Genomic DNA, 19,318 nt, shown 5'->3' with positions numbered 1-19,318 from the left:
GGCGCGAGGCCCGTGGCCGCCGGGTGGTGCGGGGTGGTTCAGCTCTGGACGAAGGAACCGCAGGCCGGGGTGACCAGGAAGCCGTAGCTCTTGAGGTCGGCCTTGGCGGTCGCGTTGGTGCAGATCCAGCCGGTGGGGCCGAAGATCGCGCGCAGCGCGGTGCCGTGGGCGTCGGTGGCGGTCCACTCGGTGTCCCGGACGGCGTTGTAGACCACGCGGCCGAAGGGGGAGTTGGCGAAGGCGGCGTTGATGACGCCGTTCGCCACCGGGGCGACCGGGTTGGCGCCGAGGACGACGCTGCGCAGGGTCAGGTTGCCCGGGGCGTCGGTCGCGGTGCCGTGACCGCCGACCGTCTGGCCGAGGTACTTGGCGACGGAGTAGGGGAAGATCACGTTCGGGTCGCCCAGGCGGCTGTCGGTGCCCTCGTTCTCCTCCGGACCGTCCTGCACGCAGGTGCCCAGGGTCGGGTTGCCGATCGCGCTCAGGAAGAACGCGCGGGTGCCGGAGTTGGCCTGCGGCAGGAAGGGCAGGATGTTGGTGGCCGGCTTGGTCGGGTCGATCTGGTTCCAGGTACGGGCGGCCGGGTCGCACTGGTAGATGGCCTTGAGCTGTGCCGCGGACAGCGCCGCCGGGGCGTTGCCGTTCACCTGGGCGGACCAGGTCACCGCGTCCTTGGCGAGCGCGACGAAGTCGAGGCCGTGGGCGTCGGTGGCCGCCGGGCCGCGCGAGGAGCGGGCGAAGTCGACCGTGGCGGAGGTGTTGACCGCCAGGGCCTTGACGCCGGCGCCGGAGCCGTTCGGGCGGTCGATCGAGGTGGCACCGGTCTTGGTGGTGATCGGCGAGGTGCCGGTCGCGTCCCAGCTGTACAGACGGGGGGCGTTCGGGTCGGTCAGCGAGGCGTTGTAGTCGACCGACAGCTGGTTCAGCACCGACTGGGTGGTGTCGGAGCCGACACCCACGATGTCGATGGCGCGGGGGGTGACACCGGTGGCCGGGTCGGCGACGGCGGTGCCGCCGGCGACGGTGGCGACGGAGGTCGCCAGCGCGGCGACGGTGAGCAGCTTGGCAGCGGTCTTACGCATGTTCCTCTTCCTCCGGGGGAGAGACGTACATCGCGTGAACCCGTACTCCGGTCGGGAGTTCGGAGCCGGTGGCCGCGTCCGCTGCGGCCTCGCCGGCAGTGCCGATCCTGTCCGGCGGGGAGGTACCGCCGGAAGAGAGGTCGAGTCCGGCCTGGGAATGTCGACTCATCGGTTCAGTGAGGTTTAGGTACTGGTCAGCGTGCACGCGACAGGGGCACTACCGGGTCTCCGAGCCCGGTCGACGTTCTTCTCCAGGAGGCTGCTCGGGGTGTTGCCGGAAACCTGTCCTTCACCGGAACTGCACGGACGGAGATCCGGTGGAGGCGCCGCGTCCGGACATGCCGGCACGACGGCCCGTCACCGACGGACCGTCATCGATTCGGTTCCCCACAGCGACCGGCGACCGCGGTTGCCTACAGCGGCCGGCGGCCGTCCCGCCCGGACCGCCGCAACTCCTGCCCCACCCACTGCAGTCCGGCCAGGAACCCCTCGACCCCCGCCTGGCACTGGTCCCGCCGCAGGTACCCCCGCGCGCTGCGGGCGACCGGAACGGCGTCGGCCGCCCCCGGCCGGGTGCTGCGCACCGGCAGGTAGGCGGCCCAGACCCACTGACGCCCTTCGGACTGCCCGACCGAACACCGCAGCGCGGCCCGTTCGATCAGCAACTCCCGGACGGACTCGGCGAGTTCGTCCTCACTTCGGTAGGTCCGCACACCGACTCCGAGCGGCCGCCCGTTGGCGGCCCGCAGCGCCCAGCCGAGGCAGCGGTCGGCCGCCGGCACGATCAGCAGCCGCGGACCGCGCCGCTCAGCGGCCATCGCCGCGTCTCAACGGCATTGCGGGCTCGGGGAGTTCACGTGTCGGCTGCTTGGAGAGCAGCACCACGAACCGGCGGAAGGCGTTCTGGCAGGTCGCGTACCGCTCGTACGCGCGGCTGGAGCGCACCTCGGGGAGACCGCGCGAGCCCGGGACGACCCAGATCCAGCCGATGCCCTCCCGCACATGGGTGATCCGCGCGGTGAGTTCGGCCGCCACGGCACGCAGGCCGTCGAAGCCCCGCTCGGCCTCGCCGACCGTCTCGAACGCGGCCGACGTGATCGCGACCACCCGCCCGTTGGGCGCCTTCAGTTGCCAGCGGTAGCGCCCGTCCGCCGCCCGTTCGGCGCGGAACCCCCCTCGACTTGCCCCTGCTGCGGTGTGACCGCGGCCGGCAGCGTTCACTGCCCCCTCCGTCCGGTTGCCCTCCGGATTCCCCTCCGAGCGGAGCAAAGCTATGTGTGCACACAGAGGCCCCGAAAGCCCAGAACGTTCACAACTTGCGCTGTTGGTCGGGAAGTTCTCTCTCGTTTAACTTTCACGCTTCCCTGATCGGGAACCGATCGGAAACCGACCCGGAACGCTCAGAGCCGGGCCGTCCAGCGCACCATCGTCCCCTTCCTGTACGGCCCGCTCTCGTGCCAGGCGTCGCCGCCGAGCGCCTCGGCGCGCCGGGTGAGGTTGAGCAGGCCGCTGCGCCGGCCGCCCTCCGGGATGCCCACCCCGTCGTCGGTCACGGTGAGCAGCACGCCGGGCCGCCCACCCTGGTCCAGCGACTCCGGGTCACCGCCCACCGGGCGGCCGTCCTCACCCAGGCGGGTGGTCGCGTCGATCTCCACGCCGACCCGGGAGGCGCGCGCGTGCCGGGCCGTGTTGGAGAGCATCTCGCGCAGTGCGGCCAGCAGTTGACGGCCGGTCTTCTCGCCGACCATGCTCTCCACCGGCCCGACGAAGCTCACCGAGGGCTTGAAGCCGAGCGCGGCCGCGGCCTGGCTGGCCTCCCGCAGCACCCGGGTGCGCAGGGTGTCCGGCGCGTCGCCGTGGTTGTCGTGCTGGAGGGCGTAGATGGTGGTGCGGACCTCCTGGATGGTGGCGTCCAGCTCGTCCACCGCCTTGCCGATGCCGGTCTTCACCTCGGGGACGACCGCCCGCCGGGCGGCGCTCTCCAGCATCATCCCGGTGGCGAACAGCCGCTGGATCACCAGGTCGTGGAGGTCCCGGGCGATCCGGTCGCGGTCCTGGAAGACGGCCAGGCGCTGCTGGTCGCGCTGGCCCTCGGCGAGCCGCAGGGCGAGCGCGGCCTGCGAGGCGAAGGTCTGGGCGAGCTGCCTCTCGCTGTCGGTGAACGGCAGCGCTCCGCGCGGGCGCCAGACGCAGAGCCCGCCGAGCACCCGCCCGGCGGCGACCATCGGCACGGCCATGGACGGGCCGAAGCGGCGGGCGAGCCGCATCACCACGGTCGGGTCGCTGGACATGTCGTCCAGGTAGACGCTCTCCCCCGCGAGCAGTCGGGCCGCGAAGCTCTCCCTGGGCAGCAACTCGCCGCGGACGAACTCGGCCAGCTCGCCGGAGGCGTGCGCGACCCGCATCTGGCCGTCTCCCTCGCCGCCCTCCGGACCGGTCGGCAGCAGGATCATGCCGATCGCGGCGTCCGCCAACTCCCGTACCTGTTCGGCCGCGACGGTCAGCGCGGCCTCGGCCTGCTCGGCGGAGAGCAGGGCGGTGGCGACGGCGGCGGCGCCGGCGATCCAGCGTTCGCGGCGGCGGCCCTCCTCGTACAGCCGGGAGTTCTCGATGGCCACGCCGGCCGCCGCGGCGAGCGCGTGCACCACCTGTTCGTCCTCGGGGGTGAAGGCGCCGCCGCCCTTCTTCTCGGTGAGGTAGAGGTTGCCGAACACCTCCGCGCGGATCCGGATCGGCACGCCCAGGAAGGTCCTCATCTGCGGGTGGTCCGGCGGGAACCCGGAGGAGCGCGGGTCGGCGCCGAGGTCGGTCAGCCGCAGCGGTTCGGGGCGGTCGATGAGGGCGCCGAGGATGCCCCGGCCGGCGGGCAGTTCGCCGATCGCGGCGGCGGTCTCGTCGTCGACCCCGACGTGGATGAAGTCGGCCAGGCCGGTGCCGCCGGGGGCGATCACGCCGAGCGCCGCGTACCGGGCGTCGACCAGTTCGGCCGCGCCCATGGCGATCCGGTGCAGGGTGGCGTGCAGGTCCAGCCCGGCCCCGATCGAGACCACCGCCTCCAGCAGCCGCTGCATCCGGTCGGTGACCGCGGCGGCCGACTGCAGGCGCTCGGCGACCTCGGTGACCAGGGTGTCCAGTCCGAGCGAGGCGATCTCGGGCACCCGATGGGGTGTCGGCTCGGGTGTGGCCTCGGGGAGGTCCGGCGTGGGGTCCATGAAGAAAGCCTACGTTTGTACGCTTTTCAGCCGAAGGGCAGCGCGATCGGCGGCGCGTGATCAGCGGCCCACCGGCTCCAGCAGCCCGTCCGCCTCCCGCTCCCGCTGCCACATCGCGTGCAGCCGCCCGTCCGGGTCGGCCACCAACTCCGACCAGCGGCCCCGCTCGGCCACCCGCCCGCCGTCCAGCACCAGCACCTCGTCCACCGTGGCGTCGTCCAGCCCGGCCAGCCGGTGGGTGATCAGCACGGTGGTGCGGCCCTCGGTGGCGGCCAGCAGGTCGGCCGTCAGGGCGTCGGCGGTGGGCAGGTCGAGGTGCTCGGCGGGCTCGTCCAGGACCAGCACGGGGAAGTCCGCGAGCAGCGCCCGGGCGAGCGCGAGTCGCTGGCGCTGGCCGCCGGAGAGCCGGGCGCCGTGCTCGCCGACCATGGTGTCCAGGCCGTCCGGCAGGCTCTCGGTCCACTCCAGCAGCCGGGCGGCGGCCAGCGCGGCGCGCAGCTCGCCCTCCTCCGCTCCCGGCCGGGCCAGCCGCAGGTTCTCCCGCAGCGAGCTGTCGAAGACGTGGGCGTCCTGGGCGCAGAGCCCGATCACCCGGCGGACGGACTCGCCCGCCAGCGCGCGGCTGTCCACGGCCTGCGGACGGCCGTCGGCGAACCTCACCGTCCCGGCGCTCGGCTCCAGGAAGCGCAGCAGCGCCTGGGCGAGGGTGGTCTTGCCGGAGCCGGACGGACCGACCACGGCGATCCGGCGGCCGGCGGCGAGGTCGAGGTCCACGCCGGCGAGCGCGTCCACCGTCTGCCCGGGGTGCCGCACGGTCAGCCCGCGCACCGCGACGGGCAGCGGCTGACCGGGGAGCTCCGCCGGTTCGGCCGGCTCCGTCACCGGCGAGGGGGCGTTCAGTACCTCGTCCAGCCGGGCCTGCGCGGCGCGGCTGCGCTGGCGGGCCTGGACGGCGAGCGGCATCCCGGTGACGGCCTCGAAGGCGGCCAGCGGGGTCAGCACCACCACCGCCAGGCAGACCGGCGCCAGTGTCCCGTCGCGCACCCCCTGGACGCCGACGGCGGCCGCGGCGGCCACGGTCAGGCCGGTGAGCAGCGCGATCAGCCCGGTGCCGAGCGCCGTGGTGGCGGCCGAGCGGGCGGCCAGCCGGGTCAGCGCGGCGTCGGCGGTGCGGACGGCGGCCAGCCGGCCGGGCAGCGCGCCGGCCACGGTGAGCTCGGCGGTACCGGTGAAGGCGTCCACCACGGCGGTGGCCAGGCGCCCGCGCGCCGGGGCCTGGCGCCGCTCGGCGCCGGCCGACCAGCGGGCCGCCAGGGCGGGCACCAGCACGCCCGCGAGCAGCAGCCCGAGGCCGAGCACCAGCCCGGCGGCGGGCAGGAAGACGGCCATCGCCACCGTCGAGGCGAGGGCGACCAGGCCGGCCACCGCGGCCGGCAGCCGCCAGCGCAGGTAGTGGTCCTGGATCGCGTCCACGTCGGCGACCAGCCGGGAGAGCAGGTCGCCGCGCCGGAAGGCGGGCAGCCCGGCCGGGGCGAGCGCGCTCAGCCGCCGGTAGACGGCGGCCCGCAGGGTGCCGAGGGTGCGCAGCACCGCGTCGTGCGAGACCAGCCGCTCCGCGTAGCGGAAGACGCTGCGGCCGATGCCGAAGGCCCGCACCGAGGTGACGGCCATCATCAGGTAGAGCACCGGCGGCATCTCGGAGGCCCGGGAGATCAGGTAGCCGGAGGTGGCCATCAGGGCGACGGCGCAGCCGAGGGCGAGCGCGCCGAGCAGGATCGAGAGCGCCAGCCGGGGGGTGGTGCCGGCCTCGGGCCCGGGCTCCTCGGCCACGGCCGGGGCGGGGGTCGGGCGGCCGCTGTGGGCGAGCGGGGCGACCGGCTCGGCGGGCAGCACGGACGGGGTCCCCGCCAGCCGTACCCGCTGGTCCGCGACGGCCAGCAGGGCCGGCCGGTGCGCGACCACCAGCACGGTGCGTGCCGGGTCCGCGGCGAGCGTCCGGACGGCGTCCACCACGGCCGCCTCGGAGGCGCCGTCCAGGTTGGCGGTCGGCTCGTCCAGCAGCACCAGCGGCCGGTCGTCGGCGAGCAGCACCCGGGCGAGGGCGAGGCGCTGGCGCTGCCCGGCGGAGAGCCCGGCGCCGTCCTCCCCCAGGACGGCCTTCAGGTCGGTCACGAAGTCGAGCGCGTGCGCGGCCCGCAGCGCCGTCCACAGCTGCTCGTCAGTGGCCTCCGGCCGGTAGAGCCGCAGGTTCTCGGCGACCGTCCCGGCGAACAGGTGCGGGTGCTGCGGCACCCAGGCGATCTGTCGCCGCCAGCTCTCCGGGTCCAGTTCGGCCAGGTCGTGGGTGCGGCCGTCGGCGGCGGTGATCCGGACGGTGCCGGACTCCGGGGCGGTGAGGCCGAGCAGCACCGCCAGCAGGGTGGACTTGCCGGCGCCGCTCGGGCCGGTGAGCGCCGTGCTGGAGCCCGGGCGCAGGGTCAGCCCGGCGCCGTCCAGCGCGGGCTCGGTGCGCCCGGGGTGCCGGACGACCAGGCCATCGGCGGCGATCACGGCGCCCGCGAGTTCCGGCGCCGGGGTGGTGCCGGCGGCGGGCAGCGGGGTCTCCAGCACCCGGAACAGCTCGTCGGCGGCGGTCAGCCCCTCGACGCTGGAGTGGTAGAGCGCGCCGACCTGGCGGATCGGGAAGTACACCTCGGGGGCGAGCACCAGGATCAGCAGGCCGGTCTCCAGGTCGAGCGTGCCGTCCACCAGCCGGAACCCGACGGTGACGGCGACCAGCGCGACGGACAGGGTGGAGAGCAGTTCCAGGGTGAAGGAGGAGACGAAGGCGATCCGCAGGGTGCGCAGGGTGGCCCGGCGGTAGTCGGCGGTGATCCGGGCGATGGCGGCGGCCTGGGTACGGGCCCGGTTGAACACCTTGAGGGTGGGCAGCCCGGCGACCACGTCGAGGAAGTGGTGGGAGAGCCGGGCGAGGGTGTTCCACTGCCGGTCCATCCGGGACTGGGTGGCCATCCCGATCAGCACCATGAACAGCGGGATCAGCGGCAGCGTCCCGGCGATGATCGCGGCCGAGGTGAAGTCGGCGCCGACGATCCGCAGCAGCACGATCACCGGGACGACCACGGCCAGCGCCAACTGCGGCAGGTAGCGGGCGAAGTAGTCGTCCAGCGCGTCGATGCCGCGGGTGGCGAGGGTGGTGAGTTCGCCGGTGCGCCGGCCCGCCAGGTAGGACGGGCCGAGCGCGGTGGCGTGGTCGAGCAGCCGCCGCCGCAGGGTGGACTTCACCCGGGCGACGGACCGGTGCGCGGTGAGTTCGGTGAGCCAGCCGACCAGCCCGCGCCCGACCGCCGTCAGGGCGAGCAGCAGCAGCGGCGTGGTCAGCTCGCCGAGCGTCGCCCCGCGCTGGAAGGCGCGGACGACGATCTCGGCGATCAGACTCGCCTGGGCGACCACCAGGGCCGCGCCGACCGCGCCGAGCAGCACGGATCCGGCGAGGAAGGCCCTGGTGGTGCGGGCGTACCCGAGGAGTCGGGGGTCGACCGGCTTCACGGCGTCAGACCTGCTCGAACTCGGCGGCCGGGGCGTGGCCGGGGATGTGCTGGACCCCGATCCGCTTGCGGAACACCCAGTAGGTCCAGCCCTGGTAGAGCAGCACCAGCGGGGTGAACACGGCCGCCACGATGGTCATCAGCCGGAGCGTGTACGAGGCGGAGGACGCGTTGCTGACGGTCAGGCTCCAGGCGTCGTTCAGGGTGGACGGCATGACGTTCGGAAAGAGCGACAGGAAGAGCATCGCGACCGCGGCCACGATGGTCGCCCCGGAGAGGACGAACGCCCAGCCCTCGCGGCCGACCTGGTTGGCCGCGAGCGCGCCGAGCAGGGCCAGTACGGCGATGACCAGCGCGACCAGGCTGCGGCCGTTGCCGCTGTCGGCCTGGGTCCAGATCAGGAAGACCAGCGCCAGCACGGCGGTCGCCAGCCCGGCCTGCAGGGCGGCCTTGCGGGCCCGCTCGCGGATCTCCCCGACCGTCTTGAGCGCCGCGAACACCGCGCCGTGGAAGGTGAACAGGGTGAGCGTCACCAGGCCGCCGAGCAGCGCGTACGGGTTGAGCAGGTCCCAGAACGTGCCGACGTAGTTCTTGTGCGCGTCGATGTCGACGCCGCGCACGATGTTGGCGAAGGCCACGCCCCACAGGAAGGCCGGGAGCAGCGAGGTCCAGAAGATGGCCTCCTCCCAGTTGCGCTGCCAGCGGACGCCGTCGCGCTTGGCCCGGTACTCGAAGGCCACGCCGCGGATGATCAGGCAGACCAGGATGATCAGCAGCGGGATGTAGAAGCCGCTGAAGAGCGTCGCGTACCAGTCCGGGAAGGCGGCGAAGGTGGCGCCGCCGGCGGTCAGCAGCCAGACCTCGTTACCGTCCCAGACCGGGCCGATGGTGTTGATCAGCACCCGGCGCTCGGCGGTGTTGCGGGCGAGCGGCTTGGAGAGGATGCCGATCCCGAAGTCGAAGCCCTCCAGGAAGAAGTAGCCGATCCACAGGACCGCGATCAGCACGAACCAGACGTCGTGGAGTTGCATGTCAGATCCTCAGTTCCCCAGTGGTCCTGGTGGCTCAGTACGCGAAGGCGAGCGGCTTGTCGGCGTCCTCGTCCGAGGACGGTCCGCGCAGGGACGGGTCCTTGGCCGGGGGCTGCTCGGTCACCACCGGGCCGGCCTTGGCGTACTTGACCAACAGCCGGACCTCGACGACGGCGAGGACGGCGTAGAGCAGGGTGAAGGTGACCAGGGCACCGATCTGGGTGCCGACGCTGACGTTGGGGGAGACGGCGCTGGCCGTGGTCATCAGGCCGAAGACGGCCCAGGGCTGGCGGCCCATCTCGGTGAAGATCCAGCCGAAGCTGTTGGCGATCAGCGGGAAGCCCATGGTCAGGATGCCGATCCGCCAGCTCCACTTGGTGAGCACCGGGCCCAGCTCGCGCTTCGGCGTGAGCATCAGCCGGGGCACCTCGGTGGCGCCGGTGCGGAACTCGGGGCTCAGGAAGAGCTTCCTGCGGGTGGTCCAGAGGCCGATCAGGCCGGCCACGAAGGAGGTCATCCCGAAGCCGATCATGAAGCGGAAGCCCCAGTAGGTGACGAAGACGCTCGGGATGTAGTCCTTGGGGTCTCCGCCGTGCTGGGCGGCCTCGGCGGCGGCGGTGTCGTTGATGCCGGGGACGGTGGAGCTGAAGTCGCTGTGGGCGAGGAAGGACAGCACCCCGGGGACCTCCAGGGCGACCGAGTTGTGGCCCTTGCTGACGTCGCCGACCGCGAAGATCGAGAACGGCGCCGGCGACTGGGTGTCCCACAGTGCCTCGGCGGCGGCCATCTTCATCGGCTGCTGCTCGAACATGACCTTGCCGAGGGTGTCACCGCTGAGCGCGGTGCCGGCGCCGAAGACCACCGCGAGCACCAGGCCGAGCCGCAGCGAGGTGCGCATCACGGCGGTCTTCTTGGGGTCGGCGGTCTCGGGCTTGTGCTTGGCCTTCCAGAGGTGGAAGGAGGAGATGCCGACCATGAACGCGGCGCCGGTGAGGAAGGCGGCGGTCAGGGTGTGGAAGACGACGGTGAGGGTGGTGTTCTGGAACAGCACCTCGGCGATGTCGGTGAGCTGCGCCTTCCCGGTGGCCGGGTCGATCGTGTAGCCGACCGGGTGCTGCATCCAGCTGTTGGCCGCCAGGATGAAGTAGGCGGAGAGCACGGTGCCCAGCGCGACCATCCACATGCAGGCGGCGTGCAGCTTCTTCGGCAGCTTGTCCCAGCCGAAGATCCACAGGCCGATGAAGGTGGACTCGAAGAAGAAGGCGATCAGCGCCTCCATCGCGAGCGGGGCGCCGAAGACGTCACCGACGAAGCGTGAGTAGTCGGACCAGTTCATGCCGAACTGGAACTCCTGGACGATGCCGGTGACGACGCCCATCGCGATGTTGATGAGGAAGAGCTTTCCCCAGAACTTGGTCGCGTGGAAGTACTTCTCCTTGTTCGTCCGCACCCAGGCGGTCTCCAGCCCGGCCACGATGGCGGCCAGGCTGATCGTGAGCGGAACGAAGAGGAAGTGGTAGACGGTCGTGATGCCGAATTGCCATCGAGCGATGGTCTCGTGAGCGATTGCCAGTTCCACGTCGCTCTCTCTCCCAACCTGCCCGCAGGATGACGGGCATCTTCCGGACAAACTTCTCTAAAGCCGTAGACCGTTGCTCAACCACGCAAGCTTGTCCGCTTGTGAACGTGAACACGTTCACAAGAGGCAGTATCCATCATCCTTACGAAGGAATCGCAGGCGGGGTGGGGTTGACACGGCACAGCGGTGCGTGACGCTGCGCACAGTCTGCGGAGCCGTCGGGCGCCGGGACAACGAACGAGTGGGCGGACCGGACGCGGATCTTGGCCGAAGCGGCGCTTGACAGGTGCCCCGGCCGCTTGACCGGGGCACCGGAAGCCGTCAGGCGCGACCGGCGGGCCCGGCCGTCAGGCGTGACCGTCAGGCCCGGCCGAGGAGCTCGGTGCCCGGGGTGGAGTCGGCGCGGGCCGTGAAGAACTCGCTGAAGCCCGCGAGGAACTCCTCCCGGGTGATCCGGCCGTCCCCGTCGGCGTCCAACTGGCGGAAACCGTGCGACAGCTCGGCGGGGTGCACGCGCGGCCCGCCGAACACCGCGCGGTACTCGTCGAACTCCAGGAAGCCGCTGCCGTCGGTGTCGGCCGCGGCGAACACCGCCCGCAGCGCGGGCAGCAGCCCCCGCTCCAGGTAGGCCTCGTCCCGGTCGCAGCCGGCCAGGGTCGCCGCCACGAACTCCTCCCGGCTGACCCTCCCGTCCCCGTCGGCGTCCATCACCGCGCGCAGCTGCTCCCACCAGCTGTCGAAGGCCTCGTACACCCGGGCCTCGCCGGCCTCGTCCAGTTCCAGCCGCCAGCACACGTTGTGCGCCATCGCCCGCAGGTCGTGCACCGTGATGAAGCCGTCGCCGGTCTGGTCCAGCACCTCACGGAAGAAGCGGTCCAGCCGGGGCCCGCGCGCGTCCCGGCCCTGGCGGGGGAGGCGGGGCGCGCGGTGCTCCTCCGGGGAGCGGTAGCGCAGCCGGTCCGGGAGCCGCGGGACGAGGGCGCCCGCGCCCCGGTGCAGCACGGTGGACAGCAGCGCGGCCCGGCGGGTGCGGACCAGCCCGAACCGCTCCCGCACGGCGGGCGGCAGGTCCGCCACCGTCAGGTCGCGGATCACCCGGGCGACCAGCACCCGGGTGATCCGCCATCCGGCGTCCCCGAGGAACCAGAGCCGGCGCGGCCGGGGCGCCTCGCGCAGCAGATCGCCCAGCAGGTAGCGCGCCGCCTCGGTGAACTCCAGCCGCTCGCGGGCGTACCGGGCGAAGTACGCGGGCAGCTCGGCTGCCGTAGCGGGGAGTTCCTCCTCGGGGAGGTCGAAGGCGGCGATCGCCTCCTTGAACTCCGCGTACGCCAGATCCAGTTGCCCGGCGTCGTAGCGGTCCCCGCCGAGGCGCCGCATGGTCACGACGCACTCGAACAGCGTCAGCAGCACCCACACCCTGGTCGCCGCGTCCCGCGCGTCGTACGGCTGCCCGTCCGCCATCGTCCCGCGGATCCGCTTGTGCGACCGGTTCAGCCGCGCGACCTCCCGCCGCAGCGTCTCCGCGTCCTGGTAGAACAGCCGCCGCCCGCTCCCCAGCGTGTGCTCGACCCGCCGCCACGGATGCGCCCGGTACGTCGAGTGCTCCGCCATCCCCGCCGACACCACCGGGTCCGCCGCCTGCAGCACCAGCAGCCGCCAGGCCACCAGGGCGATCCGCCACTCGGACAGGTCCCGCTTGAACGACGCCGGGCGGTCAGTCACGGCGCTCGCCGGTGATGTCGGGGCCGATCACGAAGCCCTCGGCGGGGCCCTCGGGGATCACGGCCTCCTTGCCGTAGGGGACCCGGGTCGAGGAGGCGTAGGCGCGGCGCTCGCGGTCCGGGCCGGTGAGGATGGTGACGGCGCCGCCGTCGTCGTAGTCGTCGATGATCACGTACACCGGGATGCCGGCGGCCGCGTAGGCGCGATGCTTCAGGACGTGGTCACGCTTTCGGGCTTCGGCACCCGGCGATACGGTCTCGATGACCAGGGGGATTCCGGAGGCAAGCAGACCCAGGCCGTCGGGATGCTCGATCTCCTCGTCGTCTTCAGGGGCCACGTACGCGTCCGGGATGAACACCTTGAGCCCGTGGATGACGTTGCAGTCGTTTCCCGGCGACCACCCGGATCCCCGAAGGTGGCCGAACAGGGCCCCGAGCAACCGCCTGTTGACACGCGCATGGCGGCTGTTGCCGGTGGGTGACACCTCGAACCCCTCGATGATCTCCACGTGGACGCCCTCGGGGACATCCATGGACTTCCACATCTCCCACAGCACCTGGTCCAGGTCCACGACGGTCCCCTCGGCAACGAGCGCGCTCATTGAGACACCCCACTTCCCGTCCAGTGTGATCAGCCCGCGCGAGTCCGCACAAGCAACGGCTGGACAGTCGCACACGGCCGAGGGGCCGATCAGGTGAATGGCGGTTGGTTCACTCGATCGGGGAGCTCGGGGCTCGGAAACGCCGGAACCGCAGGACGGGCCGGGGCCTGTCCTGCGGTTCCGGGGTGGTCGCGCCTTCCTCCCGAGCGGGCGCGAACGGGGGTGGGTCAGGAGGCGGAGCGGGCCGGCTTGCGGCGCGAGACGTAGAGGGCGGCGGCGCCGAGGCTGATGGCGAGGCCGGAGCCCAGGGCGAGGTACGGGGTGGCCGGGTTGGAGCCGGTCTCGGCGAGTTCGGTGGCCGAGCCGGTGGCGGTCTGGGTGGTGGTCGCGCTGGTCGACTTGTTCGCGGCGGTGGTCTTGGTCGCGGTGGTCGACTTGTTCGTGGTGGTGTCCGAGACCGGGGTGACGGCCGCGGGCTGCTCCACCGGCTTCTCGACGGGCTGCTCGACCGGCTTCTCGACCGGCTTCTCGGCGGCCGCCCTGGCGTCGGCGAGGGCCTTGTCCGCGGCGGCCTTGGCGGTGGCCGCGGCCTTGGTGGCCTGATCCGCCGTGTGGATCCGGCGGAACGCCTCGACCCGGGCGTCGTCCATGGCGTTCCGCGCGGCCGTCACGTCGGCCTTGGCCTTCGCGTCCGCGGCGATGGCGGCGTTGGCGGCGTCGATCGCCTTGAGCATCCGCTCCCTGGCCTTGGGCAGGTCCTCCTCCGTGGCGGAGCCGTACGCCCGGGAGGCCTCCTCGGCCTCCTTGTTGGCGGCGTCCTTGGCGGCGGCGGCCTTCGCCGCGGCGGCCTTGGCCTCCTGGTACTTGCCCAGGTAGGGCTGCGAGTTGTCGAGGAAGGCGGAGGCCTCGGCCCGCACCTTGGCCTCGTTGGCGACAGCCGCCGTATAGGCCTTGGCGGCGTCGGCGGCGGCCCGTTCCAGTTCGGCGATCGAGCCGTCGTCGCTCCGGGTCTGTGCCGCCGAAGCCGACTCCGCGAAGGCGGGTGCCGCGGAGAGCACGGCGGCGGGCGAGACGACGGCGGCGACGAGGGCGGCCGAGACCAGCGAACGGCGGAGTTTCACGATGACCCCTTTCGGGCCTAAAGGAAAGCAAAAGCCTCGGCCGTGAGGGATTCCGACGACCGGGCAGCGCCGATCATAGACAGACGCTTTCTTAACGCTCCATGCCGGATTCCGGCAATGATCGAGCGCCGCGCCTTCCTGGTTCACCGGAGAATTGACGAGTCGACAAATTCGATGGAACCCGCGCCCCGAATGCCCGGATTCCGGGCATTCGGCCGGGACCGACCGGAATTCCGGTCAGCGCTGGCGGGGCAGTTCGACCCGGAAGGTGGCGCCCTCGCCCGGGGCGGTGTGCAGGGTGAGGGTGCCGCCGTGGGCGCGGGTGAGGGCGGTCGCGATGGCGAGGCCGAGGCCGGCGCCGCCGCCGTTGTCGCGACTGCGGGAGGGGTCGACCCGGAAGAAGCGGTCGAAGACCCGCTGGGCCTGCTCCTCGGTGAGGCCCGGGCCGGAGTCGGCGACCTCCAGCAGGCAGATGCCGCCGGGGCCGGCGCCCACCCCGATCCGGACCGGGGTGCCGGGCGGGGTGTGCTTGACCGCGTTGCCGACCAGGTTGGTGACCACCTGCCGCAGCCGTGCCTCGTCGCCGATGACGGGCGCGGCGCCGGGCGCGCCGGTGCCGGCCGGGCCGGTGAGCGCGACCGGGCGGCTGGGGTCGAGGGCGGTGAGGTCGTGCAGCGCGTCGGCGGCGAGGGTGCGCAGGTCCATCGGGGCGAGGTCGAGCGGGCGCTCCTCGTCCAGCCGGGCGAGCACCAGCAGGTCCTCGACCAGGGCGCCCATCCGGTCGGCCTCGCTCTCGATCCGGGTCATGGTCCGCTTGACGTCGGCGTCGGTGGGCAGCGCGCCCATCCGGTACAGCTCGGCGAAGCCGCGGATGCCGGCCAGCGGGGTGCGCAGCTCGTGCGAGGCGTCGGCGACGAAGCGCCGCATCCGGGCCTCGGACTCGGCGCGGGCCGCGAAGGCCGCCTCGATCTGGGTGAGCATCCCGTTGAGCGCGATCGACAGCCGGCCGACCTCGGTGCCCGGGGAGAGCTCCGGCATCCGGTGCGACAGCTCGCCGGCCGCGATCCGTTCGGCGCCCTCCTCGATCCGGCGCAGCGGCCGCAGTCCGGCCCGTACCGCGAAGAAGCCGAGCGCGGCGATCAGCACCAGGACGCCGCCGCCGATGGCCAGGAAGGAGGTGTTCAGCTTGCCGAGGGTGGCGTCGATGTCCTCGCGGGAGACCGCCACCATGACGTGGGTCGGGGTGAGCGTCGGCGAGGCGTACGCGCTGGGGTTGGGGGCCTGCCCGCGGGGGGTCTGGAGGGGCAGCACCAGTACCCGCCACCTGTGGTGGCCGCGCTGGTCGGGCAGGTCGAAGGGGACGTCGGGGGCGGTCCGGGTCGGGTCCAGCCCGGCCAGCTGGGGCGCCGGATCGCTGTCCGAGACGGGCTGGCGCATCACCGCCTGGACCTTGCCGTCCGAGGAGAGGTACTGCACCAGGTACTGGCTGGGCAGGCTGACCCGCCGGCCGGCGACGGCGGGCCGGCCGGCGGCCGGCGCGGTCAGCTGGCCCGGGGGCTTGCGGGAGAGCGGCGGCCCGTACCGCTGGAGCTGCTCGTCGAGCTGCTCCACCAGCTGGGTCCGTACGGTGCCGAGCACGAAGGTGTCGCTGACCACGAGCCCGGTGGTGACCAGGGCGAGCGCGAGCACCAGCAGCCGGGCGCGCAGCGACAGCCGGGAGGAGAAGCGGGCGAACACGAGCGGGTCCGGTCAGCCCTGCGGGGGGCGGCGCATGACGTAGCCGATGCCGCGCACGGTGTGGATCAGCTTGGGGCCGTGCGCCGGGCCGGAGTCGAGCTTGCGGCGCAGGTAGGAGATGTACGACTCGACGATGGAGAGGTCCCCGCCGAAGTCGTAGGCCCAGACGTGGTCGAGGATCTGCGACTTGGAGACCACCCGGCCGACGTTGGCCATCAGGTAGTGCAGCAGTTTGAACTCGGTCGGGGAGAGCGAGACCGTGGTTCCGCCCCGGGTGACCTCGTGGGCGACCGGGTCGAGGCTGAGGTCGGCGACGACCAGCCGGCCGTCCTCGGCCGGTCCGCCGGCCCGGCGCAGGATGGCGCGGATCCGGGCGATCAGCTCCTCCAGGCTGAACGGCTTGGTGACGTAGTCGTCCGCGCCGGCGGCCAGGCCCTGCACCTTGTCGCCGACGCCGTCCTTGGCGGTGAGGAAGAGCACCGGCAGGTGGTCGCCGGGGTGCCCGTGGGCCGGGCCGGCTATCTGTCCGCGGCTGGTGCGCTCGCGCAGCTTCTCGACGACGGTGAAGCCGTCGAGGTCGGGGAGCATCACGTCGAGCACGACCAGGTCGGGGCGCTCGGCGGCGACCAGTTCGAGCGCCTCGGTGCCGCTGGCGGCGGAGGCGACGCGGAAGCCGGAGAAGCGCAGCGAGGCGGAGAGCAGCTCGCGGATGTTGGGTTCGTCGTCCACGACGAGCAGGAACGCTTCGCCCTGGCCCCCGGCCACCGTGGAGCCGCCTGGTGTGGTGACAGTGCCTTGCACGGGGCTTTCGCCTCCCGGTCGGACGATGACGTTCAGCATGAGGCTAGCCCCCGGAGGCTATGCGGCATGGATGAATGTTGGATTAACACCTTATCGGTCGGTTTTTGGGCGATCGGCGCACAGGGGTGGGTTCGGTGGTGTGCGTACGGGCGTGGACACGACGGATGGGGCGCGCACCCGGCGTGACGCGCCTCACTTCCGCGCGTCGCCCCCACTCGGCCGGCCCTCCGTCCAGGGCCGGAGCTTCTCCGGGTTGCGCACCGCCCAGATGTGGGTGATCAGGCCCTCGGCGATCCGGAACGCGAACACGGTGACGGTCACGCCGTCCTGCCGGGCGACCAGGCCGGGAAGACCGTTGACGCTGCACTCCAGCAGCGTGATGCCGGGTGCGAAACGGTCGGAGTCCAGGTAGGCGGCGGCGATCCGCTCGCGCCCGGTCAGCGGGTGCAGCAGCGCGCCGACCAGACCGCCGCCGTCGGCGATCACGGTGGCCTCGGGGTCCAGGACGCCCATCAGCGACTTGAGGTCCTTCGCCTCCCAGGCCCGCCTGAACTCCCGGACGACGCCGGCCTGCGCGCTCGTCGGCGTTACCGGGGCCTGCGCGGCCCGGATCCGGCGGCGGGCGGAGGTGGCCAGCTGACGGCAGGCGGCCGGGGTGCGGCCGACGATCGCGGCCACTTCGGCGAAGGGGTAGCGGAAGACGTCGTGGAGGACGAAGGCGACGCGTTCGGCCGGCGTCATGGCCTCCAGGACCACCAGGAAGGCCATGCTCACCGACTCGTCCAGGGTGATCCGGTCGGCCGGGTCCGCCGCCGGGTCGGCCGCGGCGTCCGTCCACTCCCGGCGCGCGGGCAGCGGCTCGGGAATCCACTCGCCCACGTAGCGCTCCCGCCGCACCCGGGCCGAGCCGAGCAGGTTGAGGCAGATCCGGCTGGCCACCGTGGTCAGCCAGCCGGCGGGCGAGACGATCGCCTCCCGCTCCCGCCGGGGCAGCGCGTACCAGCGCGCGTAGGTCTCCTGCACCACGTCCTCGGCGTCGGCCAGCGAACCGAGCATCCGGTACGCCAGGTTGATCAGCCGGCGCCGCTCGCTCATGATCGCGCCCAGGCCCGGCCCGGTCGTGGTGTCGCCCTCTGCTTCCCGCACCGTGTCCCCACCCCTTCGACTCGACGGTTCCCCTCTCCTCCTAAGACAGGCCGGCGGCCCGGGATGTGACACCCTCCGCGCCACCTCACATTCCGAGCGGCTGCGCGGTCGTACTCGTCGCACTGGTCACACGGAACGGAGAACCCGATGAACGACTTCCAGGCGATCGCCGACCGCGTCGAGATCGCGGCCCTGCAGGCCGAGTTCACCGACGCGGCGATGATGCGCGACCGCACCCGCCTCGCCGAGCTGTTCACCCCGGACGGCGTGCTGCGGATGCCCGACGTCCCGGTCGAACTGATCGGCCCGGAGCAGATCCGCGCCGGCGGCGAGAAGCTCCAGGAGCAGTGGGACTTCTTCGTCCAGAACACCCACCCTGGCGCGATCCGGATCGACGGCGACACCGCGACCGGCCGTGCGCACATGCACGAGGTCGTCCGCCTCAAGAACGGCATACAGGGGCTCAACTACGCGATCTACCACGACCGTTACCGGCGCACGGCGGACGGCTGGCGGTTCACCGAGCGGGTCTACGAGATCCGCTACCTGGACACCACCCCGCTGACCGGCGCGGCGCCGCACGCCACCGCCCCGGCCTCGCACACGGCCCAGGACCCGACGGCCGTCGACCGCCTGGAGCGGGTGGCCGCCGCACTGACGGCGAACGGCTTCACCGTCGAGATCCTGGACGACGCCGCCGCCGCGCGCACCCGGGTCGCGGAGCTGGTCCCGGCCGGCGCCACCGTCTTCACCGGGGCCAGCGAGACCCTCCGGCTCTCCGGCATCGAGGAGGACGTCAACACCGGCGACCGCTACCGGGCCGTGAAACCCCGCGCGCTGGCCATGGACCGGGCCACCGAGGCCGACGGCATCCGCACGATGGTCGCCACCCCGGACGTGGCGCTCGGCAGCGTCGCCGCCGTCACCGAGACCGGCTCCCTGGTCGTCGCCTCGGCGACCGGCAGCCAGCTGCCCGCCTACGTCGGCGGTGCCGGCCGGGCGATCTGGGTCGTCGGGGCCCAGAAGGTCGTCCCGGACCTCCCCGCCGCCCTGCGGCGCCTGGAGCACCACGTCCTCCCGCTGGAATCCGACCGCGCCCGGGCCGCGTACGGCCGACCGAGCGCCGTGAACCAGCTCCTCGTGCTCAACGCCCCGGCCCGGCTCACCCCGGGGACCGTCCTGCTGCTGCGCGAGGCCGTCGGCTTCTGAGGCCGCGGAATCCCCGCGCTTTTCCTCCTGCTATGATTTGTGGCGAGGCGAAGGCAATGTTTTCGAGCAATTGCCCGGCCCGATCATTTCGGTGGTCATAGCGAGAGGGAAACGCCCGGCTCCATTCCGAACCCGGAAGCTAAGCCTTTCAGCGCCGATGGTACTGCAGGGGGGACCCTGTGGGAGAGTAGGACGCCGCCGAATTCTTCTTACGGCCCCTGCCGTGTCCGACAGAGACACGGCAGGGGCTTTTTCGTTTCTCCCGACGATTCGACTTCCCTCGGCTCCCCCGGTTTCCGCGCCGCGGAGCATCCTCCGGCGTGTCCGCTATGTGAGACACCGGGCCTCGGAAAAGCCGCTTTGCGGGCATCTGGAAGGATGGCGACCACCGAAACGGACTTGCGTCTCGCCAACTGAGACTGCAATATCATGGTATGGACAACACTAGCGGCGTCGGCGTTCTCGACAAGGCCGCTCTGGTGCTCAGCGCACTGGAGTCGGGCCCCGCCACGCTGGCGGGGCTGGTCGC

Annotated in this window: 14 protein-coding genes, 1 rRNA gene and 1 pseudogene; 3 read left to right on the top strand and 13 right to left on the bottom strand. The window is 72.5% G+C overall.

Going from position 1 to position 19,318, the window contains the following annotated elements:
• Positions 1-38: 38 nt before the first annotated feature.
• From ACFU7Y_RS19245 to sigJ, 13 genes are all read right to left on the bottom strand, one after another.
• Entirely contained in the window at positions 39-1,082 is a 1,044-nt protein-coding gene (locus tag ACFU7Y_RS19245; protein ID WP_224283031.1) for a substrate-binding domain-containing protein, read from the bottom strand.
• Between the two features lie 413 nt (positions 1,083-1,495).
• Positions 1,496-1,900, bottom strand: a complete 405-nt coding sequence (locus ACFU7Y_RS19240; protein ID WP_224283030.1) for a hypothetical protein — start codon at positions 1,898-1,900, stop codon at positions 1,496-1,498.
• Entirely contained in the window at positions 1,890-2,303 is a 414-nt protein-coding gene (locus ACFU7Y_RS19235; RefSeq protein WP_224283029.1) for a DUF1508 domain-containing protein, read from the bottom strand. Before ACFU7Y_RS19235 ends, ACFU7Y_RS19240 begins: the two co-directional genes overlap by 11 nt.
• A 179-nt stretch (positions 2,304-2,482) precedes the next feature.
• Positions 2,483-4,294 (bottom strand): GAF domain-containing sensor histidine kinase, encoded by a 1,812-nt coding sequence (locus ACFU7Y_RS19230; protein ID WP_224283028.1) that lies wholly within the window; start codon positions 4,292-4,294, stop codon positions 2,483-2,485.
• 60 nt (positions 4,295-4,354) lie between these two features.
• Complete coding sequence (gene cydD / locus ACFU7Y_RS19225) at positions 4,355-7,843, bottom strand: thiol reductant ABC exporter subunit CydD (protein WP_380768945.1); 3,489 nt, start codon at positions 7,841-7,843, stop codon at positions 4,355-4,357.
• Between the two features lie 4 nt (positions 7,844-7,847).
• Positions 7,848-8,873: a cytochrome d ubiquinol oxidase subunit II gene (cydB, locus tag ACFU7Y_RS19220; RefSeq protein WP_224281412.1), complete on the bottom strand. Its 1,026-nt coding sequence runs from the start codon at positions 8,871-8,873 to the stop codon at positions 7,848-7,850.
• Between the two features lie 34 nt (positions 8,874-8,907).
• Complete coding sequence (locus tag ACFU7Y_RS19215; protein WP_224281411.1) at positions 8,908-10,452, bottom strand: cytochrome ubiquinol oxidase subunit I; 1,545 nt, start codon at positions 10,450-10,452, stop codon at positions 8,908-8,910.
• Positions 10,453-10,812: 360 nt separating this feature from the next.
• Complete coding sequence (locus ACFU7Y_RS19210; RefSeq protein WP_380768943.1) at positions 10,813-12,174, bottom strand: oxygenase MpaB family protein; 1,362 nt, start codon at positions 12,172-12,174, stop codon at positions 10,813-10,815.
• Positions 12,167-12,775 (bottom strand): Uma2 family endonuclease, encoded by a 609-nt coding sequence (locus ACFU7Y_RS19205; RefSeq protein ID WP_224281407.1) that lies wholly within the window; start codon positions 12,773-12,775, stop codon positions 12,167-12,169. The genes ACFU7Y_RS19210 and ACFU7Y_RS19205 overlap by 8 nt, the downstream gene beginning before the upstream one ends.
• Before the next feature lie 227 nt (positions 12,776-13,002).
• The gene (locus ACFU7Y_RS19200) at positions 13,003-13,896 is read right to left on the bottom strand and encodes an LPXTG cell wall anchor domain-containing protein (RefSeq protein ID WP_224281405.1); all 894 of its coding nucleotides are present in this window, start codon (positions 13,894-13,896) and stop codon (positions 13,003-13,005) included.
• 237 nt (positions 13,897-14,133) lie between these two features.
• Positions 14,134-15,633: a cell wall metabolism sensor histidine kinase WalK gene (locus ACFU7Y_RS19195; RefSeq protein WP_224281403.1), complete on the bottom strand. Its 1,500-nt coding sequence runs from the start codon at positions 15,631-15,633 to the stop codon at positions 14,134-14,136.
• A 12-nt stretch (positions 15,634-15,645) separates the two neighbouring features.
• A complete protein-coding gene (locus ACFU7Y_RS19190; RefSeq protein ID WP_224281401.1) occupies positions 15,646-16,434 on the bottom strand; it encodes a response regulator transcription factor in 789 nt (262 codons plus the stop codon).
• A gap of 192 nt (positions 16,435-16,626) precedes the next feature.
• Positions 16,627-17,529 carry an RNA polymerase sigma factor SigJ gene (gene sigJ, locus ACFU7Y_RS19185; protein WP_224281415.1) on the bottom strand — a complete coding sequence of 301 codons (903 nt, stop codon included), beginning with the start codon at positions 17,527-17,529 and terminating at the stop codon, positions 16,627-16,629.
• A gap of 198 nt (positions 17,530-17,727) precedes the next feature.
• Between sigJ and ACFU7Y_RS19180 the strand changes: the two genes are divergently transcribed.
• The 3 genes and pseudogenes from ACFU7Y_RS19180 to ACFU7Y_RS19170 form a co-directional block, all read left to right on the top strand.
• Positions 17,728-18,789, top strand: coding sequence for a nuclear transport factor 2 family protein (locus ACFU7Y_RS19180; protein ID WP_380768940.1), 1,062 nt, complete (start codon positions 17,728-17,730; stop codon positions 18,787-18,789).
• Positions 18,790-18,876: 87 nt separating this feature from the next.
• Positions 18,877-18,993 (top strand): 5S ribosomal RNA (gene rrf / locus ACFU7Y_RS19175).
• 230 nt (positions 18,994-19,223) lie between these two features.
• A pseudogene (locus ACFU7Y_RS19170) lies at positions 19,224-19,318 on the top strand (IclR family transcriptional regulator); the annotation flags it as partial.

Source organism: Kitasatospora sp. NPDC057542, assembly GCF_042801945.1.
Lineage (GTDB): Bacteria > Actinomycetota > Actinomycetes > Streptomycetales > Streptomycetaceae > Kitasatospora.
Note: the sequence above shows the minus strand (reverse complement) of the source record. Positions and strands in the feature narration are given on the sequence as shown.

What these genes read in the sequence shown, in the direction of transcription:
- cydB (WP_224281412.1), bottom strand. Translation starts at nt 8,873, where the DNA reads ATGCAACTCCACGACGTCTGGTTCGTGCTGATCGCGGTCCTGTGGATC.
- ACFU7Y_RS19180 (WP_380768940.1), top strand. Translation starts at nt 17,728, where the DNA reads ATGAACGACTTCCAGGCGATCGCCGACCGCGTCGAGATCGCGGCCCTG.
- ACFU7Y_RS19245 (WP_224283031.1), bottom strand. Translation starts at nt 1,082, where the DNA reads ATGCGTAAGACCGCTGCCAAGCTGCTCACCGTCGCCGCGCTGGCGACC.
- ACFU7Y_RS19240 (WP_224283030.1), bottom strand. Translation starts at nt 1,900, where the DNA reads ATGGCCGCTGAGCGGCGCGGTCCGCGGCTGCTGATCGTGCCGGCGGCC.
- ACFU7Y_RS19205 (WP_224281407.1), bottom strand. Translation starts at nt 12,775, where the DNA reads ATGAGCGCGCTCGTTGCCGAGGGGACCGTCGTGGACCTGGACCAGGTG.
- ACFU7Y_RS19230 (WP_224283028.1), bottom strand. Translation starts at nt 4,294, where the DNA reads ATGGACCCCACGCCGGACCTCCCCGAGGCCACACCCGAGCCGACACCC.
- sigJ (WP_224281415.1), bottom strand. Translation starts at nt 17,529, where the DNA reads ATGAGCGAGCGGCGCCGGCTGATCAACCTGGCGTACCGGATGCTCGGT.